The following is a 20,103-nucleotide window of genomic DNA, read 5'->3' on the forward strand; positions in this document are numbered from 1 at the left end:
GACGAATCGGCAAACACGCTTTTGTCCATCGGTATCCCTTCGTGGCTGTATGGGAATCGGCACACCGCCGGACGACATCGGCGACGACAAACCCGAATGGGTTCGCGAACGTGCCGACGAACTCGACGTCCAACCCGCCGTCGTCTGGGACTATCTGGAGGAGAAGACGGGTGGTGTCGCAACCGTCGACGAACACCGCACGCGCCTCGCGAAGCTGCTCGGCGCACATCTCGGTCGGCCCATGCTCTCCGACCACTACCGCGTCCAGATCTACGACGGCCCGACCGGCCGCTACGACTACGTGAAAGGGACCCACTACGCACGAGACGTTACCGACGACGTTCGCGAGGTCGTGCGGACGCTCGTCGACGAACATCAGCTGGTGGTCGAACTGGACGGCACCACCGGCATCGCGGTCCGCTACGACGAGCCGGTGCCGTCGGCGGACGCCTGTCTCGCCGCGGAGCTCTGCCGTCGCGCCTTCGACACGACGCTCGACGGGCTCGGCGACGAGGTGTACGAGGTCGTGGACCAAGACACCCGCCACTCGTGGACCACGGTCGACTGAGACGTACTGCCGCGACCCGCATCCACCGTCGTTTTGCCCCGGCCGTACCAACGGACAGCCATGACGATCCGCCACGACGGCCTGCTCGTCGACTGGCTCGGCTACGCGACCACGCGCATCGAAGCACCGGACGGGACCGTCGTCTACCTCGACCCCGGCCGGTACGGCGTCCTCTCGGGCGAGTGGACACCGCCGGGCGAGGAGGACCTTCCCCATCCGGAACCGCAGAACGACTACCCGAAGGACGGCGACCTCGTCTGTGTCACGCACGACCACCACTACGACACCGACGCCATCCAGCGCGTGGCGACGCAGGAGGCGACCGTCGTCGTCTACGAGGGCGTGGACGCCGCGAACATCGACCGCGACGTGACGCCGGTCGACGACCTCCCCTACGAGGTCGTCCGCGTCACCGACGAGGACCACCTGTCGGCTGCCGGGGTCGAGTGCTGGAGCGTCCCGGCGTACAACGACCCCGACGGGCCACGCGCCGGCCCCGACGGCTCCGTCACCCACCCGCCGGGGTTCGGCTGTGGCTTCCTGCTCTCCGTTGCCGACGTGACCGTCTTCTGGCCCGGTGACTCCGACGCACTCGATGGATTCGCCGAACTCGACGTGTCGCTGTTCCTCGCCAACATCGGCGGCACGGTCGTCAGCGACCGCCACGAAGCCGCGGGCCTGGCCGATCGCCTGGACCCCGACCTGGTCCTGCCGGTCCACTACAACACCATCGACATCCTCACCACGGACTCCGCGGCGTTCGCGGTCGACGTGGCCCGCCGCGGCGTCCCGGTCGTGCTGGACGAGAACTAATCAACGAACGACAGAACTGTCGAAGCCGATCAGAGGACGCCCATGTCGGTGAGCCGCTCCGGTAGGTAGGTGTCGGTGACGAAGTCGAGGCCGTTGGCAGCCAGTGCCTGCTGCTCGGCCTTCTTCCCGATGTCGAGCTGGAGCTCGATCTGTTCGGTCCAGAACTCGTCCTGGAACCGGGGGTCCTCCAACTCGGACTCCAGCGCGTTCACGTCGGAGTCGGCGAGCGGGTCCGTCGGCAGGTCGTACTCGACGATGTCCTGCGGGCGGATGCCGACGTAGCGTGCCTCCGGCGTCGCGAGGTACTTCGAGAGGTGTGCGGACTTGATGGAGCCGTACGCGACAGAGCCGAAGATGCGGTACGACCACGGGTCGCCGTCAGTGAACACCAGCACCGGGAGATCGAGTTCGTCGTGCAGGCGTTTCGTGACGCGGCGGGTCGCCCGGGCGGGCTGGCCCTTCAGGTGGACGATGAGGCAGTTGTACTCCGTGTCGAAGCCGTTCTCGACGAGCCGGTCGCGCATCCCACCGGTCTCCACGCAGAGGACGAAGTCGGTGTCGTGGTCCGTGAACTCGATGGTGTCCGGGTTGTTGGGTATCTGGTAGCCGCCCTCGCCGACGTCCTTCTGACAGTGGATCTGGCGTTCGCCCCGCCGGGTCTGCTCGATGAGTTCGAGCGGGCCGATGAGGGTCGCACCCGACTCCTCGGGGCGCATGTGGAAGTCCTCGCGCTTGACCTCGCTGACGATCTCCAGGTCCTCGACGAGCTTGTTCGATTCGTCCTGCCCGTTGAACTGTGCCTCCTCGGCGTCCCAGGACTCGGAGAGGTAGTACAGCTCACGCAGTGTCGACGAGCGGTCCTCGTCGAGCTGTCTCGCGAGGAACTCGATGGTGTAGATCGCCTTCAGGAGCTTGCGTGCGCCCCGGACGGAGTTCGCCGAGCGGGTGGACGTACGGTCGCCGTACACCCACACGTCGCTCGCCTCGTCGTACTCGATGTTTGACTTCGTCCGGGTCGGGAGCGTCATCGACGGGACGTCCCCGCGCTCGAACTGGTCGTAGAACTCCGCGGCGAGGTCGATGAGTTGCTGTCGTGCGTCTGCGTCTGTGTCGGTGCTCATATCAGTTGGTCACGGTGAGTTTCGGTCCCTCGACCCCGCTGACGGAGAGGTCGAACGATGCGTCGGTGGCGACGGTGTACTCGAGGACCGCCTCGTCGCCCGAGCTCACCTCCGGCTGCCACTTGACGAACCACTCGCCGTCCATCTCGACGACGCTCGCGCCGTCGGTCAGGTTCGAGGGTTCGGCGGTGACGATGTCCGTCAGCTCCGGCGACTCCTTCGTCGAGGCGTTGTTCTCGATGCGGACGGTCACGGTCTGGCCGTCGCCGTTCTCCGTCGTCTCGCGCTCGACGAGGACGTTGTTCATGATGCGGGCCAGCGCGTCGTCGTAGTTCGGCTCCGGTCGCCCGGTCACCTCGGCGACCTTCGTCGCCATCCGGGGCATGATGTCCGCGAGCACGTTCTGCTTCTGCTGGCGTTTCCGCATCGAGCGCTGCTTCTTCAGGTACGACTTGAGGTCGCGTGCGGCCTCCCGCACTGCGAGCTCGATTTCGTCCTCGATTTCAGGGACTGAGGCGACGGCGTCCTTCGACTCGCTCGTGAAGGGGACGTTCGTCGAGGCGACGTGGACCATGATGACGACGGGGCCGTTGGGAACGCCGCGGCCGCCCGGCTGGTCGAGGTTGTAGTTCCGCCAGCCGATATCCTGGATGACCTGCGTGATGGCACAGCCACCGCGCTTGTAGACGAGCGGAACGCGGTTCGCGTAGCGGAGTAACTGGGCCTGTCCCTCGGCCTCGATGTCGCCGCCGTAGGCGATGCCGGCCTCGACGACGAACGGGTCGCCGGCGGTCACCTCGGCGTCGCGTGTCGCCGCCGAGTAGAACTCCGCGTCGAACTCCTTGCGGAGGCCGGCCTCGACGAGTTCTGCCGAGATGGGCGAGAGACAGGAGGTCGGTGGCGCGATGATGTCGGTCATCCGCATCGCGGCGACGAGGTCGCCGACGCCCTGCCTGTCCGCGGCGAGGTCGCGGACCTTCGGCGGGTCGTCCGGGACCGTCACCATCGTCCCCCACAGCTCCTCGACGACGTTCTCCCGGGCGGTGTCGCCGAAGGTCGCGTCCTCGCGCTCCTCGGTCATGTCCGCGGCGCGGTCGACGTAGTCGCGGACGGTATCCCTGTGGAGTCGATTCCGGCGGGCGTCCAGGTCCTCGGTGTCATCACCCTCGGGGACGAACTTCGCGGCCAGCCGGTCGGCGAACGCGACCACGACCGCGTCGTCCTTCTGCACCGAAGTGGCGGCGTCGGCGTGGGCGCGCACGTCGTCGCGGATTCGCGACGTATCGTCTGCCTCCTCGTCCTCGCTGGTGACACCGTAGCCCGTGATGGCGGTCCAGACACCCTCGACGACGTTCCCGCGGACGGTGGAGCCGAACTGGGCCTCGGCCTCGACGGCCTCGGCGGCCGCCTCCACCGCCGCGGCGACCTGATGGTGTGCGACGCGACCGTCGGCAGCACGGTCGCCGAGTGCGGCGACGACCTGGTCCGCGAACGCGCCGACCGCCTCGGCGGGCTTGTTGTTCACCGCCTCGGTGACTGCCGCGATGACGGCGTCGTCGTCCGGCAGCGACCACGCCATCTCGCGGCCGTAGTGGCGGTCGCGGAACGCGTCGACGATGTTGTCCGCGGTCTTGCGGCCGACGCGGGTGAACTCGGTCTGGAGGAAGCCCGACACCGAGTGCGAGTCGGTCGCCTTCAGCATCTTGAGGACGTTCCCGAGCTCGACCCCGTGTGGGTGCGGGCGGATCTCCTCGGTCTCCTCGGGGAGGTCGGCGTCGTAGTCGGCTTTGGCGACGAACTCCTGGTTCGGCTCCGAGAAGGAGATGGTCGCGTGCGGGTTGACGACCGCGGTGTGTTTGATGTAGTCCTGTAGCTGTTGACGGGCACGCATGTTCCCCGCCATCTCCAGTTCGATGCGTGTGCCGTGTGTGTCGCCGAGGTCGGACTCGCCCGGGGTGAGCTCGCGCTCGTCGCGGATCTCGGGCTCGTTGTCGTCCGTGTCGATGACGAGTTCGAACTCCATCACCGTCTCCGACCCCTTCGTCCGGGAGGTGATCTTTGCGGGTTTCCCGCTGGTCAGCTGGGAGTACAGGACCGCAGCGGAGATGCCGATACCCTGCTGGCCGCGGGACTGTTCGCGCGCGTGGAACCGGCTACCGTACAGCAACTTCCCGAAGATCTTCGGTATCTGCGCTTTCGTGATACCGGGGCCGTTGTCCTCGACGGCGAGCCGGTAGTAGTCGCCGGACTCGGTTATCTCGACGGAGATGTTCGGTCGAATCCGGGCCTCCTCCGTGGCGTCCAGCGCGTTGTCGACGGCCTCCTTGACGGCCGTGACGAGCGCCCGGGCCTCGGAGTCGAACCCGAGCATCTGCTTGTTCTTCTCGAAGAACTCGGCGATGGAGATGGCCCGCTGGCTCTCGGCCAACTCCTCGGCGATGCCCGCCTCTTCGCCGAGTGTCTGCTGGAAGGACGTCATTCTGTACTCCCTCTTTCCGCGGCCGAGGTTAAAAGGGGTACGCTGGCGGAGTGAAAGTGGAACGAACGGCCGGCAGAGTCAAACCACGACCCTTCGTATCAACGGAACAAGAGATGGTCGTCTCCACGGCGGGTGACCCCGGCTACGGCGTGCTCCTGACCGGCGTGGCCCTCGTCGCGCTGGTCGTGGCGACCCGGACGACGATGCTGCTCGTCCAGCGCGGCGCCTTCGGGGAGAGCAGGCCCTGGCTCTCCGCCGGGGTCGCCGTCTGCGAGGCCAACGCGCTCCTGCTCGTCGCACTCACTGGCTACCTGCTGTCGTCCAACCAGCCCGTGCCGTTGGCACTGTTGCTGGCTGGTGCCGGGGTGATGCTCGCCGCCCTCGGCTCCTACCGATGGGTGGTGACCCACACGGCGGACGTTCGAGGAAACCACTGACCGCACTGCCCGGACACTCGGCTTCGGTGTGCCGTGTTCGGCGTCACCGACGCCCACTCTTCGTTCGGCCTCGTCGGTGCGTCTTCCTGACGAAAATCGTGACAGGGGACTGCAACGAGGTCGGACACGCGCGAGCGCGCACACGTGACTTTTATTACCCCACGTCATCTACCCGGAATCAGGTTTTCATGTCCAACGAAAATGAGTACAGCGCCGGTCAAATCCAGGTCCTCGAGGGCCTGGAGGCCGTCCGAAAACGGCCGGCGATGTATATCGGTTCTACAGACTCTCGAGGCCTCCATCACCTCGTCTACGAGGTGGTCGACAACTCGATCGACGAGGCCCTCGCCGGCTACTGCGACAACATCACTGTGACCATCCACGAGGACGAGTCCGTAAGCGTCTCCGACGACGGGCGCGGTATCCCCGTGGATACACACGAAGAGCACGACATGCCCGCACTGGAGGTCATCATGACCATCCTCCACGCCGGCGGGAAGTTCGACAACAAGTCCTACCAGGTATCCGGCGGCCTCCACGGCGTCGGCGTCAGCGTCGTCAACGCGCTGTCGAAGCGCCTCGAGGTCGAGGTGACGCGCGACGGTGCCGTCTGGAAGCAGTCGTTCAAGCGCGGCGTCCCGGCGGGCGAACTCGACCGCGTCCGCGACATGGAGGCGGACGAGGACACCGGGACGACGATCCGGTTCTATCCCGACGACGAGGTTTTCGAGACACAGGACTACTCGTACAAGACGCTCGCCAACCGCCTGCGCGAGCTCGCGTTCCTCAACTCCGGTGTCAACATCAGCATCGTCGACGAACGCGACGGCGAGTCGGAGACGTTCCACTACGAGGGCGGCATCAAGGCCTTCGTCCGGTACCTCAACGAGACCAAGACGGCGCTCCACGAGGACGTCATCTACTTCGAGGACGAGGAGCAGAACATCCACGTCGAGGTCGCGATGCAGGCCACGGACGAGCTTCAGGGCTCCATCCACGCCTTCGCGAACAACATCAATACGCGCGAGGGCGGTAGCCACCTCACGGGGTTCAAGACCGCGCTCACGCGGGTCGTCAACGACTACGCGACGACCAACGGGATGCTGAAGGACCTCGACGACACCCTCAAAGGCGAGGACATCCGCGAGGGGCTGACGGCCGTCATCTCCATCAAGCACCCCGACCCGCAGTTCGAGGGCCAGACGAAGACGAAGCTCGGGAACTCCGAGGTCCGGGGTATCGTCGAGGGTGCGATGCACGAGCACCTCGACACGTACTTCGAGGAGCATCCGAACACCGCCGAGGCCATCATCGGCAAAGCCGTCGAGGCCGCGAAGGCCCGCAAGGCCGCAAAGAAGGCCGAGGAGCTCACCCGACGCAAGAGCGCGCTGGAGAACACCGCGCTTCCGGGGAAGCTCTCCGACTGCCAGACCAAAGAGCCCTCGGAGGCGGAGCTGTTCATCGTCGAGGGTGACTCCGCCGGCGGCAGCGCGAAGCAGGCCCGGAACCCCGAGTTCCAGGCCGTCCTGCCCATCCGTGGGAAGGTGCTGAACGTCGAGAAGCACCGCCTCGACCGCATCCTCGAGAACGAGCAGATCCGCAACCTCATCACCGCCATCGGCACGGGTATCGGCGACGAGTTCGACATCGAGGAGGCGCGCTACGAGAAGATCATCATGGCGACCGACGCCGACGTCGACGGAGCGCACATCCGGACCCTGCTCCTGACGTTCCTCTACCGGCACATGCGCCCGCTCGTCGAGGCCGGCTACGTCTACGCGACGAAGCCACCGCTGTACCGCATCCGATACAACGGGAACACCTACGACGTGATGACCGAGGCCGAGCGCGAGGAGGTCGTCCGTGAGAAGTGCAACGGGAACCCGACGCAGGTCCAGCGGTTCAAGGGCCTCGGCGAGATGAACCCGAAGCAGCTCTGGTCGACCACGATGGACCCCGACAACCGCGTGTTAAAGCGCATCGACATCGAGGACGCCGCCGCGGCGGACAAGATGTTCTCCGTGCTGATGGGCGACGCCGTCGGCCCGCGGAAGCAGTTCATCAAGGATCACGCGCCCGAGGCGAACTGGGTGGATATATGAGCTCGGAAGCACCCGACGCCCCCGACGTCCCGGCGGACCGCATCGAGCACGTCCGCATCGAGGACGAGATGGAGCAGAGCTACATCGACTACGCGATGTCGGTCATCGTCGGGCGCGCGCTGCCCGACGTCCGCGACGGTCTCAAGCCCGTCCACCGACGCATCCTCTACGCGATGCACGAGATGGGCGTCACCAGCCGGTCGAGCCACCGCAAGAGCTCCTCCATCGTCGGCGAGACGATGGGTGACTACCACCCCCACGGCGACCAGGCCATCTACGACACGCTCGTCGGGATGGCACAGGAGTTCTCGATGCGCTACCCGCTCGTCGACGGCCAGGGGAACTTCGGCTCGATGGACGGCGACCCGGCCGCTGCCATGCGGTACACCGAGGCACGGATGTCGCCCATCGCCGAGACGCTGCTCGAGGACATCGAGAAGGACACGGTCGACTTCTCGGGCAACTACGACGACCGACTGACCGAGCCCGACGTGCTGCCGGCGGCGTACCCGAACCTGCTGGTCAACGGCAGCACCGGCATCGCGGTCGGCATGTCGACGAACATCCCGCCGCACAACCTCGGCGAGGTCATCGACGCCACCATCGAGCTCATCGACAACCCCGACTGCGACATCAACGACCTGATGGAGCACGTCAAGGGGCCGGACTTCCCGACAGGGGCGAACATCGTCGGCCGGAACGCCGTCCGGAAGGCGTACGCGACCGGCCGCGGTCGGCTCCGCGTCCGTGCCGAGTTCGAGGTCGAGGAGTGGAAGCAGGACCGCAAGCGCATCGTCATCACCGAGCTACCCTACCAGGAGAACAAGGCCCGACTCGTCGAGCGCATCGCCGAGAACGTCAACGAGGGCAAGCTCGAGGACATCTCGGACCTGCGCGACGAGTCCGACCGCAACGGCGTCCGCATCGCCATCGACCTCAAGCGCGGCACGAACGTCGACGTGGTGAAGAACCAGCTCATCGAGCACCACCTCGAGAAGACGTTCGGCGTCATCAACCTCGCGCTGGTCGACGGCCAGCCGAAGGTGCTCTCGCTGAAGGAGACGCTGGAGCACTACGTCGACCACCGGAAGGAGGTCGTCCGCCGGCGCTCGCAGTTCGAACTCGACGAGGCCGAGGACCGCGCGCACATCCTCGAAGGACGGCTCATCGCGCTCGACAACGTCGACGACGTGGTCGAGCTCATCCGCAACTCCGACGACCGCGACGCCGCGAAGGCGGGGCTGCAGGAGCAGTACGAACTCTCCGAGGCCCAGACCGAGCACATCGTCCGGATGCAGCTCGGCTCGCTGACGAGCATGGAGCGCACGGAGATCGAGCAGGAGTACGAGAGCGTCCAGGAGACCATCGAGTACCTCCAGTCGGTGCTCGAGAACGAGGAGAAGCTCCTCGGCGTCATCAAGGACGAACTCCGCGATGTCAGGGAGGAGTACGACGACGACCGTCGCACCTCCTTCGTCGAGGACACCGGCGAGGTCACCCACGAGGACCTCATCCCGGAGGAGGACGTGCTCGTCGTCGTCACCGAGGACGACTACGTCAAGCGGATGCCAGTCGACGCGTTCGACGCCCAGCACCGCGGTGGGAAGGGCATCATCGGCGGCGACATCAAGGAGGGCGACCGCGTCTCGAAGGTGTTCCGCGCGAGCACCCACGACTACCTGCTCTGCTTCACGAACCACGGGCAGGTGTACCAGCTGAAGGCCTACCAGATACCGGAGATGGGCCGCACGGCCCGCGGGAAGTCGGCGGTGAACATCCTCGACCTCGACGACGGCGAGGAGATAACCGCGGTCGTCAACACCGACGACTTCGAGCCGGACGAGGCCATCACGATGGTCACCCGGAACGGCTACGCGAAGCGCACGAAGACCGAGGAGTTCCAGAACATCCTCTCGACCGGTATCATCGCCGCCAAGCTCGACGAGGACGACGAGCTCGTCGACGTCGACGTCACCGACGGCACGAAGGACCTCGTCATCGCCACCGAGCAGGGGATGACCATCCGGTTCGACGAAGACGAGGTGCGCACGATGGGCCGGAACACGCGCGGCGTCCGGGGCATCAAGCTCACCGGCGAGGACCACGTCGCTGGACTCGTCGCCACCGACAAAGACGACGACGGCGCGCTGCTGACCGTGACCGAGCGCGGCTACGGCAAGCGCACGCTGTTGTCGAACTACCGACGGCAGTCCCGATACGGCAAGGGCCTCATCGACATCAAGACCAACGAGCGGAACGGGCGCGTCACGTCGGTCAAGGCCGTCGACGAGGACGACCACCTCGTCGTCATGTCCGAGCAGGCCCAGATCATGCGGACCCGCGTCTCGGACATCTCGCTCCAGGGCCGCAACACCATGGGGGTCACCGTGATGGACGTCGTCGAGGACGACGCCGTCGCGACGGTCGACGTCATCCCGACGCCGGAGGACGACGTCGCAGGTGACGCCGCAGGGAACTGATCCAGAGACTGCGGCCGTTTTCGGCCGTCGTGGACCGTCTCAAAACTTCTTTACTGTCGAATTTGCACTGAACGGTATGGCTGTCAACCGTACGTCGGTCGGCGTCCGGCTCATCGGGGCCTACTTCGTGCTGAGCGCTCTCGCGTTCGGCCCGGTCGGGCTGGGTGGTATGGACCAAGGGTTCGGGCAGTAAGGAGAAAAGGCCGAGCTCGGGTTCCTGGGCGCCAACGGGTCCACGCGGCCTCTGAACCTACAGGATTCGTTTTCCGAGCGCGCTGGCTGCGAGCTCCGTCGCCAGCTTCGCCGTCTGGTTGTGCTCGTCGAGCACCGGGTTAACCTCGACGGCGTCCATCGAGCGGAGTACGTCGTGGTTCTCGTCGTACTCAGCCACCCGTTCGAGCGCGTAGTGTGCCTCGCGGTATGTCGCACCGCCGTGGACCGGCGTGCCGACGCCCGGCGCTTCGTTCGGATCGAGCCAGTCGAGGTCGAGGCTGACGTGGATACCGTCGACGCCGTCGGTCGCGACTTCGAGTGCCTGGTCGATGATCTCGCTCATGCCCTGTTCGTCGATGTCCGACATGGTGAACGCGGTCGCCTCGCTCTCGCGGATGGCCTTCCGCTCCGCGTCGTCGAGGGACCGAAGCCCCACCCAGACGACGTTCTCCTCCTGTAGGCCGGGCGCGTTGGCCCACTCCACGTCGGCCAGGTCGCGATGGCCGAGTGCCGCCGCCATCGGCATCCCGTGGATGTTGCCGCTCGGCGAGGTCTCCGGCGTGTTGTAGTCGCCGTGTGCGTCGAACCAGATGGCACCGATGTCGGCGTCGCGGCTGGAGCCCGAGAGGCAGCCGATGGCGATGGAGTGGTCGCCACCCAGGACGAGCGGGACGCGCCCGTCGTCGATGGCCTCGGCGACCTGGTCCGCCAGCCGGAGCGAGACGTCCTCGACCTCGCGGACGAACTTCGCGTTCCGGCCCTCTTCCTCGGGCTCATCGACGTTCGGGTCCCGGGTCTCGGCCGTCGGTACCAGCAGGTCTCCGGTGTCGGTCACGTCCGCGCCAGCCGCTCGAAGCTCGTCCGCCAGCCCGGCGTATCGGATGGCCGACGGTCCCATGTCGACGCCGCGTCGGTTCGCCCCGTAGTCTGTCGGTGCGCCGATAATACGGACTTCTCTTCCCATAGACCCGCGTTCTCGCGGGCCCGGTAAGAACAGTCCGGTCCGGTGGCGTGACAACGGTGAACATTTAACCTACGGTGAGCTATAAGTAGACAACGGAGAGTCCGAAGCACATGAGCACGGAAGAGTACTACTCGGACGAGGATGGTCGGAGCAGCCTCCTCCTCCGCTTCGTCGTCTGGGTCCTCGCGGTGTTACTGCTGGGTCGGGTGTTCGACAACAACTCGCTGTACGACCTTCGGCAGCTCAGAGCGGAGCAGGTGGTCGTCCGGCTCGGGACGCTGGCCGTCATCGGGAGCTTCTTCTTCTGGACCATCTTCGTCGCTCGTCACGACGTCGTCGCCATCGTCTTCGCCGCCTCGGCCGGCTTCATCGGCATGTACACCCTGCCGCTCGTCGCGGTCAAGCTGATGACCTACGCCACCGACCGGGCCGACTACGAGGAGGCCCGTAACTGGGAACGCATCACGGAAGACCGCGACTTCGACTGACTACTCCAGGTACGGCGCACAGACCCGCTCCAGCCCCTCCTCGAACGAGATATCGGGCTCCCAGCCCGTCGCCTCCTGCATCTTCGTCGCGTCCGCCATCGTGTGCTGGACGAACACGTCCTCGTCGATGGGGTTCTCGACGTGCTCCGGTTCGACGTCGCTATCAAGAATCGAACAGAGCCGTTCGACGACCTCGTTCGCGGTGTGCTGCTCGCCAGTTCCGAGGTTGTAGATGCCCTGGAGCTCGTGGTCGGCCGCGAGCTCGATGCCCCGAACGATGTCCTGGACGTGGGTGAAGTCCCGTGAGTGCGTGCCGTCGCCGTAGATGACCGGCGACTCGCCGTTCGCGACGTCGTCGGCGAACTGCGCGATGATGTTCGCGAACTCGCCCTTGTGTTCCTCTGCGCCCCGGTAGCCCTGGTACACCGAGAAGAAGCGCAGCCCCGCCATCGACATGTCGTGGTAGTTGTGGAAGTACTCGGCGTAGCGCTCGCGGGCGAGCTTCGACGCTTCGTAGCCCGTGTTCGCCTCGACGGCCATCGACTCCGGGGACGGCTCGGTCCGGTCGCCGTAGATGGAGGAGGTCGAGGCGTAGACCACGGTTTCACAGCCGTCCTCGCGAGCCTGCTCGACGGTGTTGGCGAAGCCCTCGACGTTCACCCGCAGCCCGGTACAGAGGTTCTCGCGGGAGTCCTCGTGCATCTTCAACGACGAGAGGGCGGCGAGGTGGAACACCGCGTCGACGCCTTCGGTCGGGAGGTCGTCGTCGAGCACGCTCTGCTCGTGAAACTCGACACTGTCGTCGAGGTTGTCGGCCGTGCCGAGGTAGCAGTCGTCGACGACGACCACCTCGTTGTCGGCGGCGAGGTGGTTCGCGAGGTTCGACCCGATGAAGCCAGCGCCCCCCGTCACGAGGACCCGGTTTCCATTCATACACCGGCGTTCGACGGACCGGGTTGTAGCATTGTCGCTTCACGCCCCCCTGAGGACCCAGCCCGCGTTCTCGGGGTGTGCAGGGCCATCCCACGGATTTAAGGACGCGAGCGACCAATCGGACGCTATGTCGTCTATCGAACTAACGCCGAGCCAGAAAAACATCTTGCAGGCGTTGATCAACCAACACCGGGAGGACGAGAGCGCAGTAAAGGGGGAAGACATCGCACAGCGGGTCGACCGGAACGCGGGCACCATCCGGAATCAGATGCAGAGCCTGAAGGCGTTGCAGCTGGTCGAGGGGGTTCCGGGGCCGAAGGGCGGGTACAAGCCGACAGCGGCCGCCTACGAGGCACTCGAGATTCAGCAGATGGACGAGCCGGCGACGGTCCCGTTCCGTCACGAGGGCGAGACCGTCGAGGGGGCCATCGTCGAGGAGATCGACCTCTCGTCGGTCCATCACCCGGAGCTCTGCCGTGCCGAGATCCACGTGCAAGGTTCGGTCCGAGACATCCACGAGGGCGACGAGGTCATCGTGGGCCCGACGCCGCTCTCGAAGCTCCGCATCGAGGGCACTGTCGACGGCAAGGACGACACGAACAACATCATCATCCTCCGTATCGGCGAGATGACCGCGCCGTCGGAAGAGCCCGAACACTGACCCGACTTCTATCCTGACAATCTCTCGCACGCCCATCGGGGTTTCAACACCTTTGTATCGGTCGGTTTCTGAAGCTCTCGTATGGCTACGAAGGTCGTCGTGCTCGGCGCGGGGTACGCGGGCGCTGGCACGGTCAAAGACTTACAGAAGCAGCTGGGCCAGGGCATCGAACTGACGTGGGTGGCCGACGTCGACTACCACCTCGTTCTCCACGAGTCCCACCGCGTCATCCGGGACCCGTCGGTTCAGCACAAAATCACGATTCCCGTCGGCGAGATCGCAGACCCCGGCACCGAGTTCGTGCGGGGCGAGGTCACCGGACTCGACACCGACGAACGCGTCGTCGAGGTCGACGACGGCGAGACGACGGTCGACTACGACTACGCCGTCGTCGCACTGGGCAGCCAGACCGCCTACTACGGCATCCCCGGACTCGAGGAGCACTCCCACACGCTCAAGGGCCTCGACGACGCACTCGAAATTCACGAGGCCGTCAAGAACGCCGCACAGGACGCTACCCGCGACGACCGGGCGCAGGTCGTCGTCGGCGGTGCTGGTCTCTCGGGCATCCAGTCCGCGGGCGAGATCGCGGAGTTCCGCGACAAGCACCGCGCGCCGATGGACATCTACCTCGTCGAGGCGCTGGAAGAGATCTTCCCCCCGGGCGACCCGGAGATCCAGGGCGCGCTCCGCAAGCGCCTGCAGCAGAACGACATCGAGATCCTCACCGACGACCCCATCACGGAGGCCGAGGAGGACGCCATCCACTTCGACGAGCGCGACCCCATCGACTTCGACGTGTTCCTCTGGACCGGCGGCGTCACCGGCCGCGACGCGATGGACGGCGTCGACGTCGAGAACGAGCACAACCGACTGAACGCCGAGATGGACTTCCAGACGTCCGACGAACGCGTGTTCGCCCTCGGTGACTCCGCCATCGTCGACCAGCCCGGCGAGCACCCCGCGCCGCCGACGGCCCAGGCCGCCTGGCAGGCCGCTGAGGTCGTCGCCGACAACGTCGTCCGCGCCATCAACGGCCAGCGACTGGAGACCTGGACCCACGAAGACAAGGGTACCGTCGTCTCCGTCGGCGAGAGCGCCGTCGCCCACGACGTCTACATCTCCCCCATCGACACCTTCGGCGGCCTCCCCGCGAAGATGCTCAAGAAGGGCATCGCCGCGCGCTGGATCGCCGACCTGACCTCCTACAAACGCGCCTGGAACGCCTGGGACGCGCTGTAGAACGAACCGCCGCTCTCTCCGGTTCCGCTCCGACTGTTTATACCCGAAGCCGCGCCCAGAGCCGTCGTGACCTGAGCGACGACGGCGTGGGGGACGAGGCGGGTGTGCGACACACCCCACGCTCGCGGTGCCGTCGCCTGTTCGCAAAAGGGATTCCCGGTAGCAGTGCAGCGTTACTCGATGGAGAGCCCGGCGTGCCAGCGGTCGACCCCCGCCTCCTGCTTGACCTCGTCCATCTTCGCGAGGAGCTTCGTCGCCAGCGACGCCGTCTCCGAGGCCCGGCGCTCGCCTTCGGTCCGGAACTCACCGGTGACGCGGTTGGCGTACACCGAGCAGACTGCCCCCGCCCGGAGCCCGTAGACGTTGGCGATGGTCATGATGGCTGCGGCCTCCATCTCGATGTTCTTCACGTTGGCCTCCTGCAGGTGCTCGACGAGTTCCTCGGCGCCTTCGGCCATGAAGCCCTCGAAGCCGGGGCGGCCCTGCCCGGAGTAAAAGGAGTCGGCGGACATCGTGACGCCAGTGTGGTAGTCGTAGTCGAGGCGCTCGGCGGCGGCGACGAGCGCGCTGACGACCTCGAAGTCGGCCGTCGCGGGGTACTCGTCCCGGACGTACGCCTTGCTGGTGCCCTCCTGACGCATCCCGCCGGTCGTGATGACGAGGTCGCCGACGTCCATCTCGGGCTGGATGGCACCACAGGAGCCGACGCGAATGAACGTGTCCGCGCCGACGCGGGCGAGCTCTTCGACGGCGATTGCGGCCGACGGCGAGCCGATGCCCGTCGACGTGACCGAGATGGGTTCGCCGTCGTAGGTGCCCGTCGCGGTGCGGTACTCGCGGTGGTAGGCGATCTCCTCCGACTCGTCCCAGTAGCTCGTGATCTTGTCGACTCGCTCGGGGTTGCCCGGCAGCAGGACGGTGTCGGCCACGTCGCCAGCCGTCAGCTCGACGTGGTACTGCATCTCCTCGTTCGGGTCCTCGCTCGCGTCAGTCATGGCCCCGCCTTCACCGTCCGACAAGAAAGGTCTGTTCACTCCCGCCCCAGAGTCTTCGCGGAGATAGCGTCGGGGAGGAGAGTGCCGAGCGAGTACGACCGGTTCGTGTCCCCCTCGTCGCAGACGACGACCAGGTCGTCGTCCGCGAACTCCGAGAGCGTCTGCCGGCACATCCCACAGGGCGTGACGCCGTCCTGCGCGCCCGAGGAGACAGCTACGCGCTCGAACTCCTGCTGGCCGTCGGAGATGGCCTTGCCGACGGCGACCTCCTCCGCGTGCAGGCTGTTCGAGTAGTTCGCGTTCTCGATGTTGCAGCCGGTGTAGACGGTGCCGTCCGCCGTCAGGAGTGCGGCACCGACAGTGTACGTTGAGTACGGCGCGTACGCGTTCTCTCGTGCTGTCCGGGCGTGCTCGACGAGGTCTGCGTCGTCCATGCCCCTCGGTACCCGAGCCAGGGTGAAGTAGCCCCCGGCTTTTCGGGGGTCGTTCGGGAGACGGCGGTGATGTGGACCGCCAGAGACGGCAGTCAGTCCTCGCCGGACTCGTAGTGCTCGCCGGCGGCCTCGGGCAGTCGGGTGCGGCCGACCAGTACGAGCACGATGACGACCACGACGTACGGCAGCATCAGGAACACCTCCGTGGGGGCGATTCCCTGAAGCCGGATCTGCAGCGCCTGCAGTCCGGAGAACAGGTACGACGCGGCGAACGCGCCGAAGGGGTTGTAGTTGCCGAACAGGTACGCTGCGATGGCGATGAATCCGCGACCGTCCACCATCGTCTGGCCGGCTCCGTTGAACAGCCCCCCGCTCCCGAGCGAGAGCGCACTGCCGCCGATCCCGGCGAAGAAGCCGGAGATGAGGACGGCAGCGTAGCGGACGCGATTGACGTTTACACCGACGGTATCGAGGGCCTTCGGGTTCTCACCACTCGCCTGGACCCAGTAGCCGAAGCTGGTCCGGTTGAGCCCGTACCAGGCCACGGGCACCGAGACGAGCATGATGAACACCATCGGGTTGGCGTCGAACAGGATGGGGCCGACGAACGGGATGTCCGACAGGACCGGCACCGTCCACTCGCCGAGCCGGACGACCTGCGGCGTCGACGGCTGGCCGTACATCACCTTCGAGGCGAACGGTGCGAGCCCGAGCGCGACGAGCCAGACCGCCAGCCCGGCGATGATCTGGTCGCCCTCGTAGCGGATGCAGATGACGGCGAACAGGAACGCGAGCAGCATGCTCGCGAGCACGCCGCCGGCGATGCCGAGCCAGACGTTCGGGACGAGCAGCTGGACGCCCGGGTCGATGGTGTACGTGCTGCCGCCGACGTCGAAGCTGACGACCGGCGGGAAGCCGGTCGAGCCGGCGCCGCCGAGCACGTCGGCGACGACCACTGCGGCGAACGCCGAGATGATGAGCAGCCCCTCCAGACCGATGTTGATGACGCCGCTCTTCTCGGCGTAGAGGCCGCCGATGGCCGTCAGCGCGATGGGGACGGCGAGTCGGAGCGACGACTCGATGGTGCTCTGGCCGATCGCGGTCCAGAACACCTCGCCTGCCGTCGAGCCGGGGAAGACGATGCCGTAGAGGGCGACGAGGGCGAGTACGCCGACGGTCAGCCAGGTCGCGAGTCGCCGCGCGTCAGCGCGGCTCATCGAGCGGAGTTCGGCCACGCTGAGCGGCAGTACCTCGGGAGCTGCGTTGCGCAGTCGACGCTCGAGGTCGTCCCTATCCATCGTCCTCACCTCCGTCGGTGGCGACGGTGGCCTGTTCGTCGCCGATACCCATGCTCCGGCCGATGAGCCGGAAGAACTCGGGCATCGCGACGAACAGGATGATGAGGCCGGAGAGGATGGAGACCAGCTCCGGCGGCACGTCGGTCTGGAAGTTCAGCGCGTTGCCACCGCTCTTGAGTACGCCGAACAGGATCGAACCGAAGATGACCCCGAGCGGGTTGTTCCCGGCGAGCACCGAGACGGTGATGCCGTCGAATCCGAGGCTCGGCACCTCGGTGCCGGTCAAGAACCGGCCGTTGGCGAGGAGCACCCAGAGCGCACCGGCGATACCGCCGAGTGCACCCGAGATCGTCATACTCCGGACGATGGTCCGTTCGGCGTTCACGCCGGCGTACGTCGCCGCCTCGGGCTGGAGACCGCTCGTCCGGACGTCGAAGCCGAACGAGGTGCCCCAGAGCACGAAGTAGACGACGAACGCGAGCACCAGCGCGAGCACCAGCGCGAGGATCGAGAAGCGGGTGCCCTGGAACCCGAAGGGGATGCTCGGGACTAGCGAGTTGCCGGGCACCATCCGGGTCTGCGTACCACCGGCGGATTGTGGGTCCTGGAAGAACTCGCTGACGAGCAGCGTAGTCCCGAAGGTCGCCACGAAGTTCAGCATGATCGTCGTGATTACCTCGTTCGCGTCCGCGTAGGCCTTCAGTGCACCTGGTATCGCGCCCCAGATACCGCCCGCCACGGCCCCTGAGACCAGCGCGAGCGGGAGCAGGATTGCGGTCCCTGCCAGCCCGGCCGGTGCGAAGTCGGCGACGAAGAGGACGGTGACGGCGGAGACGAGCGCGCCCCAGATCATCTGCCCCTGCGTCCCGATGTTGAACAGTCCGGCGCGGAACGCGACCGCGACCGAGAGGCCGGTGAACAGCAGCAGGGTCGCTCGCTGGAGGAACACCTCCATCGCGAAGTTCGTCGGCTGCCAGCCGCTCTCCCACGGGAGACCGCCGATGGCCCCGATGAAGAGCTTCTCGTAGACGTTGATCGGGTCGTAGCAGGACTGGAAGCCGAGCATCGAGAGCCGACCGTCGAACAGGAGAATCTCGACGCTACCCGGCAGCGGGATGGCGATGTGGTAGTTCGCGCCGGCCTCGCAGGCCGCACCGAGACCGGAGACGAACACGATGAGGCCGCCGACGACGATCGAGAGCGCAAGCGCCGCCATACTGATGACGGCCCGTTCGACCCCGGAGGCACCGACGAGCCGTTCGAGCACGTCGCGGGCCCGGCTCATGGCCTGCCACCTGTCGTCCGCATACTCTCGATACCGTCCGGTCGTTCACCGGCCATCAGCAGACCGATCTCCTCCTCGGACGTCTCGTCTGGGTCGACGATGTCGACGAGTTCGCCCTCGTACATCACGCCGAGGCGGTCCGAGAGCTGTCGCACCTCGTCGAGCTTCGAGGAGATGAGCAGCACGGCGCGGTCGCGCTGCCGCAGGTCGAGCAGTTCCTCGTGGATGAACTCCGTCGAACCGATGTCGACGCCACGGGTCGGGTGCGTGGCGACGACGACCGACGGGTCGCGTTCGAACTCGCGACCGACGATGAACTTCTGCTGGTTCCCACCGGATAGCGAGTGTGCGTCGGCGTCAGCGTTCGGGGGCCGCACGTCGTACGTCTCGATGATGTCCTCTGCGTGCCCCCTGACGGTGTCCCACTCGATGCGACCGTTCTTCGAATACGGCTCTGCGTGCTGGCTCCCGAGCAATCCGTTCTCGACGAGGTCGAAGTCCATGACGAGCCCGCGCTCGTGGCGGTCCTCCGGGATGTACGCCATCCCGTCGTCGATGCGCTGGCGGCGGGAGTGTCCGGTGATGTCGTCGCCTTCGACCACGATTCGGCCCGATGTGGGTGACTCGAGACCGGTGATGGCCTCGACCAGTTCGGACTGGCCGTTGCCGTCGACGCCGGCGATGCCGAACACCTCACCGGCTCTGACCTCGAACGAGACGTCTTTCACGCGGTCGATGTCGTCGCCATCGGTGACAGTGACGTCGTCCACGGCGAGGGTGGTCTCGCCGGGCTCGTGTTCGGGCACGTCGACCTCGAGCAGCACCTCCCGGCCGACCATCATCTCCGCGAGTTCGTTCTGGTTGGTCTCGTCGACGGACACGGTGGCGATGCTCTCGCCGTCACGGAGGACGGTGATGTCGTCCGCGGAGTGCATCGCCTCGCCGAGTTTGTGCGTGATGAAGATGACCGTCTTGCCCTGTGCGGTCAGCTCGTCGAGCACGTCGTAGAGGTCCTCGACCTCCTGTGGTGTGAGCACCGCCGTCGGCTCGTCGAGGATGAGTACGTCCGCACCGCGGTAGAGCGTCTTCAGAATCTCGACGCGCTGCTGTACGCCGACACTGACGTCCTCGACGGTCTCGGTCGGGTCGACCTCGAAGCCGTAGCGTTCACACAGGTCGTGGACCTGCTGGATTGCCGCCTGTTCGTCGACGGCGAGCCCGAAGTACTTCCGGGGCTCCTGGCCGAGGACGATGTTCGCCCATATCTGCATGGGGTCGACCAGCATGAAGTGCTGGTGGATCATGCCGATGCCCGCGTCGATGGCGTCACGGGGCGACTGGAACTCGCGGCGCTCGCCCTTGACGTACACGTCGCCCTCTTCGGGCTGGAGCAGGCCGTAGAGCACGTTCATCAGGGTTGTTTTCCCCGCCCCGTTCTCCCCGAGCAGTGCGTGTACCGACCCCTTCTCCACGGTCAGGTCGACCTGGTCGTTCGCGACGACACCCGGGAATCGCTTCGTGATACCTGCCAGTCTGACTGCTGTGTTACTCATTGCTATCCGATGGAACGTGGTTCATCTGGGACCGGGC

At 66.2% G+C, this 20,103-nt stretch carries 17 protein-coding genes; 8 read left to right on the plus strand and 9 right to left on the minus strand.

Annotated elements, in window-relative coordinates; all coding sequences use genetic code 11:
• Positions 1-49 precede the first annotated feature (49 nt).
• Together NO978_RS00285 and NO978_RS00290 are read left to right on the plus strand one after the other, a co-directional pair.
• Positions 50-568 carry a hypothetical protein gene (locus tag NO978_RS00285; RefSeq protein ID WP_257297500.1) on the plus strand — a complete coding sequence of 173 codons (519 nt, stop codon included), beginning with the start codon at positions 50-52 and terminating at the stop codon, positions 566-568.
• 60 nt (positions 569-628) lie between these two features.
• Positions 629-1,381, plus strand: coding sequence for an MBL fold metallo-hydrolase (locus tag NO978_RS00290; protein WP_257297501.1), 753 nt, complete (start codon positions 629-631; stop codon positions 1,379-1,381).
• Positions 1,382-1,410: 29 nt separating this feature from the next.
• On the opposite strand, the gene NO978_RS00295 is transcribed toward NO978_RS00290, so the two are convergent.
• A complete protein-coding gene (locus tag NO978_RS00295; RefSeq protein ID WP_257297502.1) occupies positions 1,411-2,502 on the minus strand; it encodes a DNA topoisomerase IV subunit A in 1,092 nt (363 codons plus the stop codon).
• 1 nt (position 2,503) lies between these two features.
• The gene (locus NO978_RS00300) at positions 2,504-4,981 is read right to left on the minus strand and encodes a DNA topoisomerase VI subunit B (RefSeq protein WP_257297503.1); all 2,478 of its coding nucleotides are present in this window, start codon (positions 4,979-4,981) and stop codon (positions 2,504-2,506) included.
• A gap of 113 nt (positions 4,982-5,094) precedes the next feature.
• Here NO978_RS00300 and NO978_RS00305 point away from each other — a divergent pair, with 113 nt between their 5' ends.
• The 3 genes from NO978_RS00305 (at position 5,095) to gyrA (ending at position 10,000) form a co-directional block, all read left to right on the plus strand.
• Entirely contained in the window at positions 5,095-5,418 is a 324-nt protein-coding gene (locus NO978_RS00305; protein ID WP_257297504.1) for a hypothetical protein, read from the plus strand.
• A gap of 188 nt (positions 5,419-5,606) precedes the next feature.
• Positions 5,607-7,520, plus strand: coding sequence for a DNA topoisomerase (ATP-hydrolyzing) subunit B (gene gyrB / locus NO978_RS00310; RefSeq protein ID WP_257297505.1), 1,914 nt, complete (start codon positions 5,607-5,609; stop codon positions 7,518-7,520).
• Positions 7,517-10,000, plus strand: coding sequence for a DNA gyrase subunit A (gene gyrA, locus NO978_RS00315; RefSeq protein ID WP_257297506.1), 2,484 nt, complete (start codon positions 7,517-7,519; stop codon positions 9,998-10,000). Before gyrB ends, gyrA begins: the two co-directional genes overlap by 4 nt.
• 250 nt (positions 10,001-10,250) lie before the next feature.
• Here the strand turns inward: gyrA and rocF are convergent, their stop codons facing one another.
• Positions 10,251-11,177 (minus strand): arginase, encoded by a 927-nt coding sequence (rocF, locus tag NO978_RS00320; RefSeq protein WP_257297507.1) that lies wholly within the window; start codon positions 11,175-11,177, stop codon positions 10,251-10,253.
• 110 nt (positions 11,178-11,287) lie between these two features.
• Between rocF and NO978_RS00325 the strand changes: the two genes are divergently transcribed.
• Positions 11,288-11,665 carry a hypothetical protein gene (locus NO978_RS00325; protein ID WP_257297509.1) on the plus strand — a complete coding sequence of 126 codons (378 nt, stop codon included), beginning with the start codon at positions 11,288-11,290 and terminating at the stop codon, positions 11,663-11,665.
• Here the strand turns inward: NO978_RS00325 and NO978_RS00330 are convergent, their stop codons facing one another.
• Positions 11,666-12,598 (minus strand): NAD(P)-dependent oxidoreductase, encoded by a 933-nt coding sequence (locus NO978_RS00330; RefSeq protein ID WP_257297510.1) that lies wholly within the window; start codon positions 12,596-12,598, stop codon positions 11,666-11,668.
• Between the two features lie 127 nt (positions 12,599-12,725).
• Between NO978_RS00330 and NO978_RS00335 the strand changes: the two genes are divergently transcribed.
• Complete coding sequence (locus NO978_RS00335) at positions 12,726-13,259, plus strand: HTH domain-containing protein (RefSeq protein ID WP_257297511.1); 534 nt, start codon at positions 12,726-12,728, stop codon at positions 13,257-13,259.
• Positions 13,260-13,340: 81 nt separating this feature from the next.
• Complete coding sequence (locus tag NO978_RS00340; protein WP_257297512.1) at positions 13,341-14,501, plus strand: NAD(P)/FAD-dependent oxidoreductase; 1,161 nt, start codon at positions 13,341-13,343, stop codon at positions 14,499-14,501.
• Between the two features lie 173 nt (positions 14,502-14,674).
• Here the strand turns inward: NO978_RS00340 and NO978_RS00345 are convergent, their stop codons facing one another.
• The 5 genes from NO978_RS00345 to NO978_RS00365 all read right to left on the minus strand — a co-directional run bounded on the left by NO978_RS00345 (position 14,675) and on the right by NO978_RS00365 (position 20,066).
• On the minus strand, positions 14,675-15,496 hold the full coding sequence (locus tag NO978_RS00345; RefSeq protein ID WP_257297513.1) for a nucleoside phosphorylase: 822 nt from the start codon (positions 15,494-15,496) through the stop codon (positions 14,675-14,677).
• A gap of 35 nt (positions 15,497-15,531) precedes the next feature.
• Positions 15,532-15,930, minus strand: a complete 399-nt coding sequence (gene cdd, locus NO978_RS00350) for a cytidine deaminase (protein WP_257297514.1) — start codon at positions 15,928-15,930, stop codon at positions 15,532-15,534.
• A gap of 92 nt (positions 15,931-16,022) precedes the next feature.
• Positions 16,023-17,147 carry an ABC transporter permease gene (locus NO978_RS00355; protein WP_257298048.1) on the minus strand — a complete coding sequence of 375 codons (1,125 nt, stop codon included), beginning with the start codon at positions 17,145-17,147 and terminating at the stop codon, positions 16,023-16,025.
• Between the two features lie 73 nt (positions 17,148-17,220).
• On the minus strand, positions 17,221-18,513 hold the full coding sequence (locus NO978_RS00360; RefSeq protein WP_257297515.1) for an ABC transporter permease: 1,293 nt from the start codon (positions 18,511-18,513) through the stop codon (positions 17,221-17,223).
• A complete protein-coding gene (locus tag NO978_RS00365; RefSeq protein WP_257297516.1) occupies positions 18,510-20,066 on the minus strand; it encodes an ABC transporter ATP-binding protein in 1,557 nt (518 codons plus the stop codon). The genes NO978_RS00360 and NO978_RS00365 overlap by 4 nt, the downstream gene beginning before the upstream one ends.
• Between the last annotated feature and the right edge of the window lie 37 nt (positions 20,067-20,103).

The organism is Haloarchaeobius sp. FL176, from assembly GCF_024609245.1.
In the GTDB taxonomy this organism is placed as follows: domain Archaea; phylum Halobacteriota; class Halobacteria; order Halobacteriales; family Natrialbaceae; genus Haloarchaeobius.

Excerpts from the sequence above, each read along its gene's own strand:
- NO978_RS00285 (WP_257297500.1), top strand. The coding sequence starts at position 50 with ATGGGAATCGGCACACCGCCGGACGACATCGGCGACGACAAACCCGAA.
- NO978_RS00290 (WP_257297501.1), top strand. The coding sequence starts at position 629 with ATGACGATCCGCCACGACGGCCTGCTCGTCGACTGGCTCGGCTACGCG.
- NO978_RS00295 (WP_257297502.1), bottom strand. The coding sequence starts at position 2,502 with ATGAGCACCGACACAGACGCAGACGCACGACAGCAACTCATCGACCTC.
- NO978_RS00300 (WP_257297503.1), bottom strand. The coding sequence starts at position 4,981 with ATGACGTCCTTCCAGCAGACACTCGGCGAAGAGGCGGGCATCGCCGAG.
- NO978_RS00305 (WP_257297504.1), top strand. The coding sequence starts at position 5,095 with ATGGTCGTCTCCACGGCGGGTGACCCCGGCTACGGCGTGCTCCTGACC.
- gyrB (WP_257297505.1), top strand. The coding sequence starts at position 5,607 with ATGTCCAACGAAAATGAGTACAGCGCCGGTCAAATCCAGGTCCTCGAG.
- gyrA (WP_257297506.1), top strand. The coding sequence starts at position 7,517 with ATGAGCTCGGAAGCACCCGACGCCCCCGACGTCCCGGCGGACCGCATC.
- rocF (WP_257297507.1), bottom strand. The coding sequence starts at position 11,177 with ATGGGAAGAGAAGTCCGTATTATCGGCGCACCGACAGACTACGGGGCG.
- NO978_RS00325 (WP_257297509.1), top strand. The coding sequence starts at position 11,288 with ATGAGCACGGAAGAGTACTACTCGGACGAGGATGGTCGGAGCAGCCTC.
- NO978_RS00330 (WP_257297510.1), bottom strand. The coding sequence starts at position 12,598 with ATGAATGGAAACCGGGTCCTCGTGACGGGGGGCGCTGGCTTCATCGGG.
- NO978_RS00335 (WP_257297511.1), top strand. The coding sequence starts at position 12,726 with ATGTCGTCTATCGAACTAACGCCGAGCCAGAAAAACATCTTGCAGGCG.
- NO978_RS00340 (WP_257297512.1), top strand. The coding sequence starts at position 13,341 with ATGGCTACGAAGGTCGTCGTGCTCGGCGCGGGGTACGCGGGCGCTGGC.
- NO978_RS00345 (WP_257297513.1), bottom strand. The coding sequence starts at position 15,496 with ATGACTGACGCGAGCGAGGACCCGAACGAGGAGATGCAGTACCACGTC.
- cdd (WP_257297514.1), bottom strand. The coding sequence starts at position 15,930 with ATGGACGACGCAGACCTCGTCGAGCACGCCCGGACAGCACGAGAGAAC.
- NO978_RS00355 (WP_257298048.1), bottom strand. The coding sequence starts at position 17,147 with ATGAGCCGCGCTGACGCGCGGCGACTCGCGACCTGGCTGACCGTCGGC.
- NO978_RS00360 (WP_257297515.1), bottom strand. The coding sequence starts at position 18,513 with ATGAGCCGGGCCCGCGACGTGCTCGAACGGCTCGTCGGTGCCTCCGGG.
- NO978_RS00365 (WP_257297516.1), bottom strand. The coding sequence starts at position 20,066 with ATGAGTAACACAGCAGTCAGACTGGCAGGTATCACGAAGCGATTCCCG.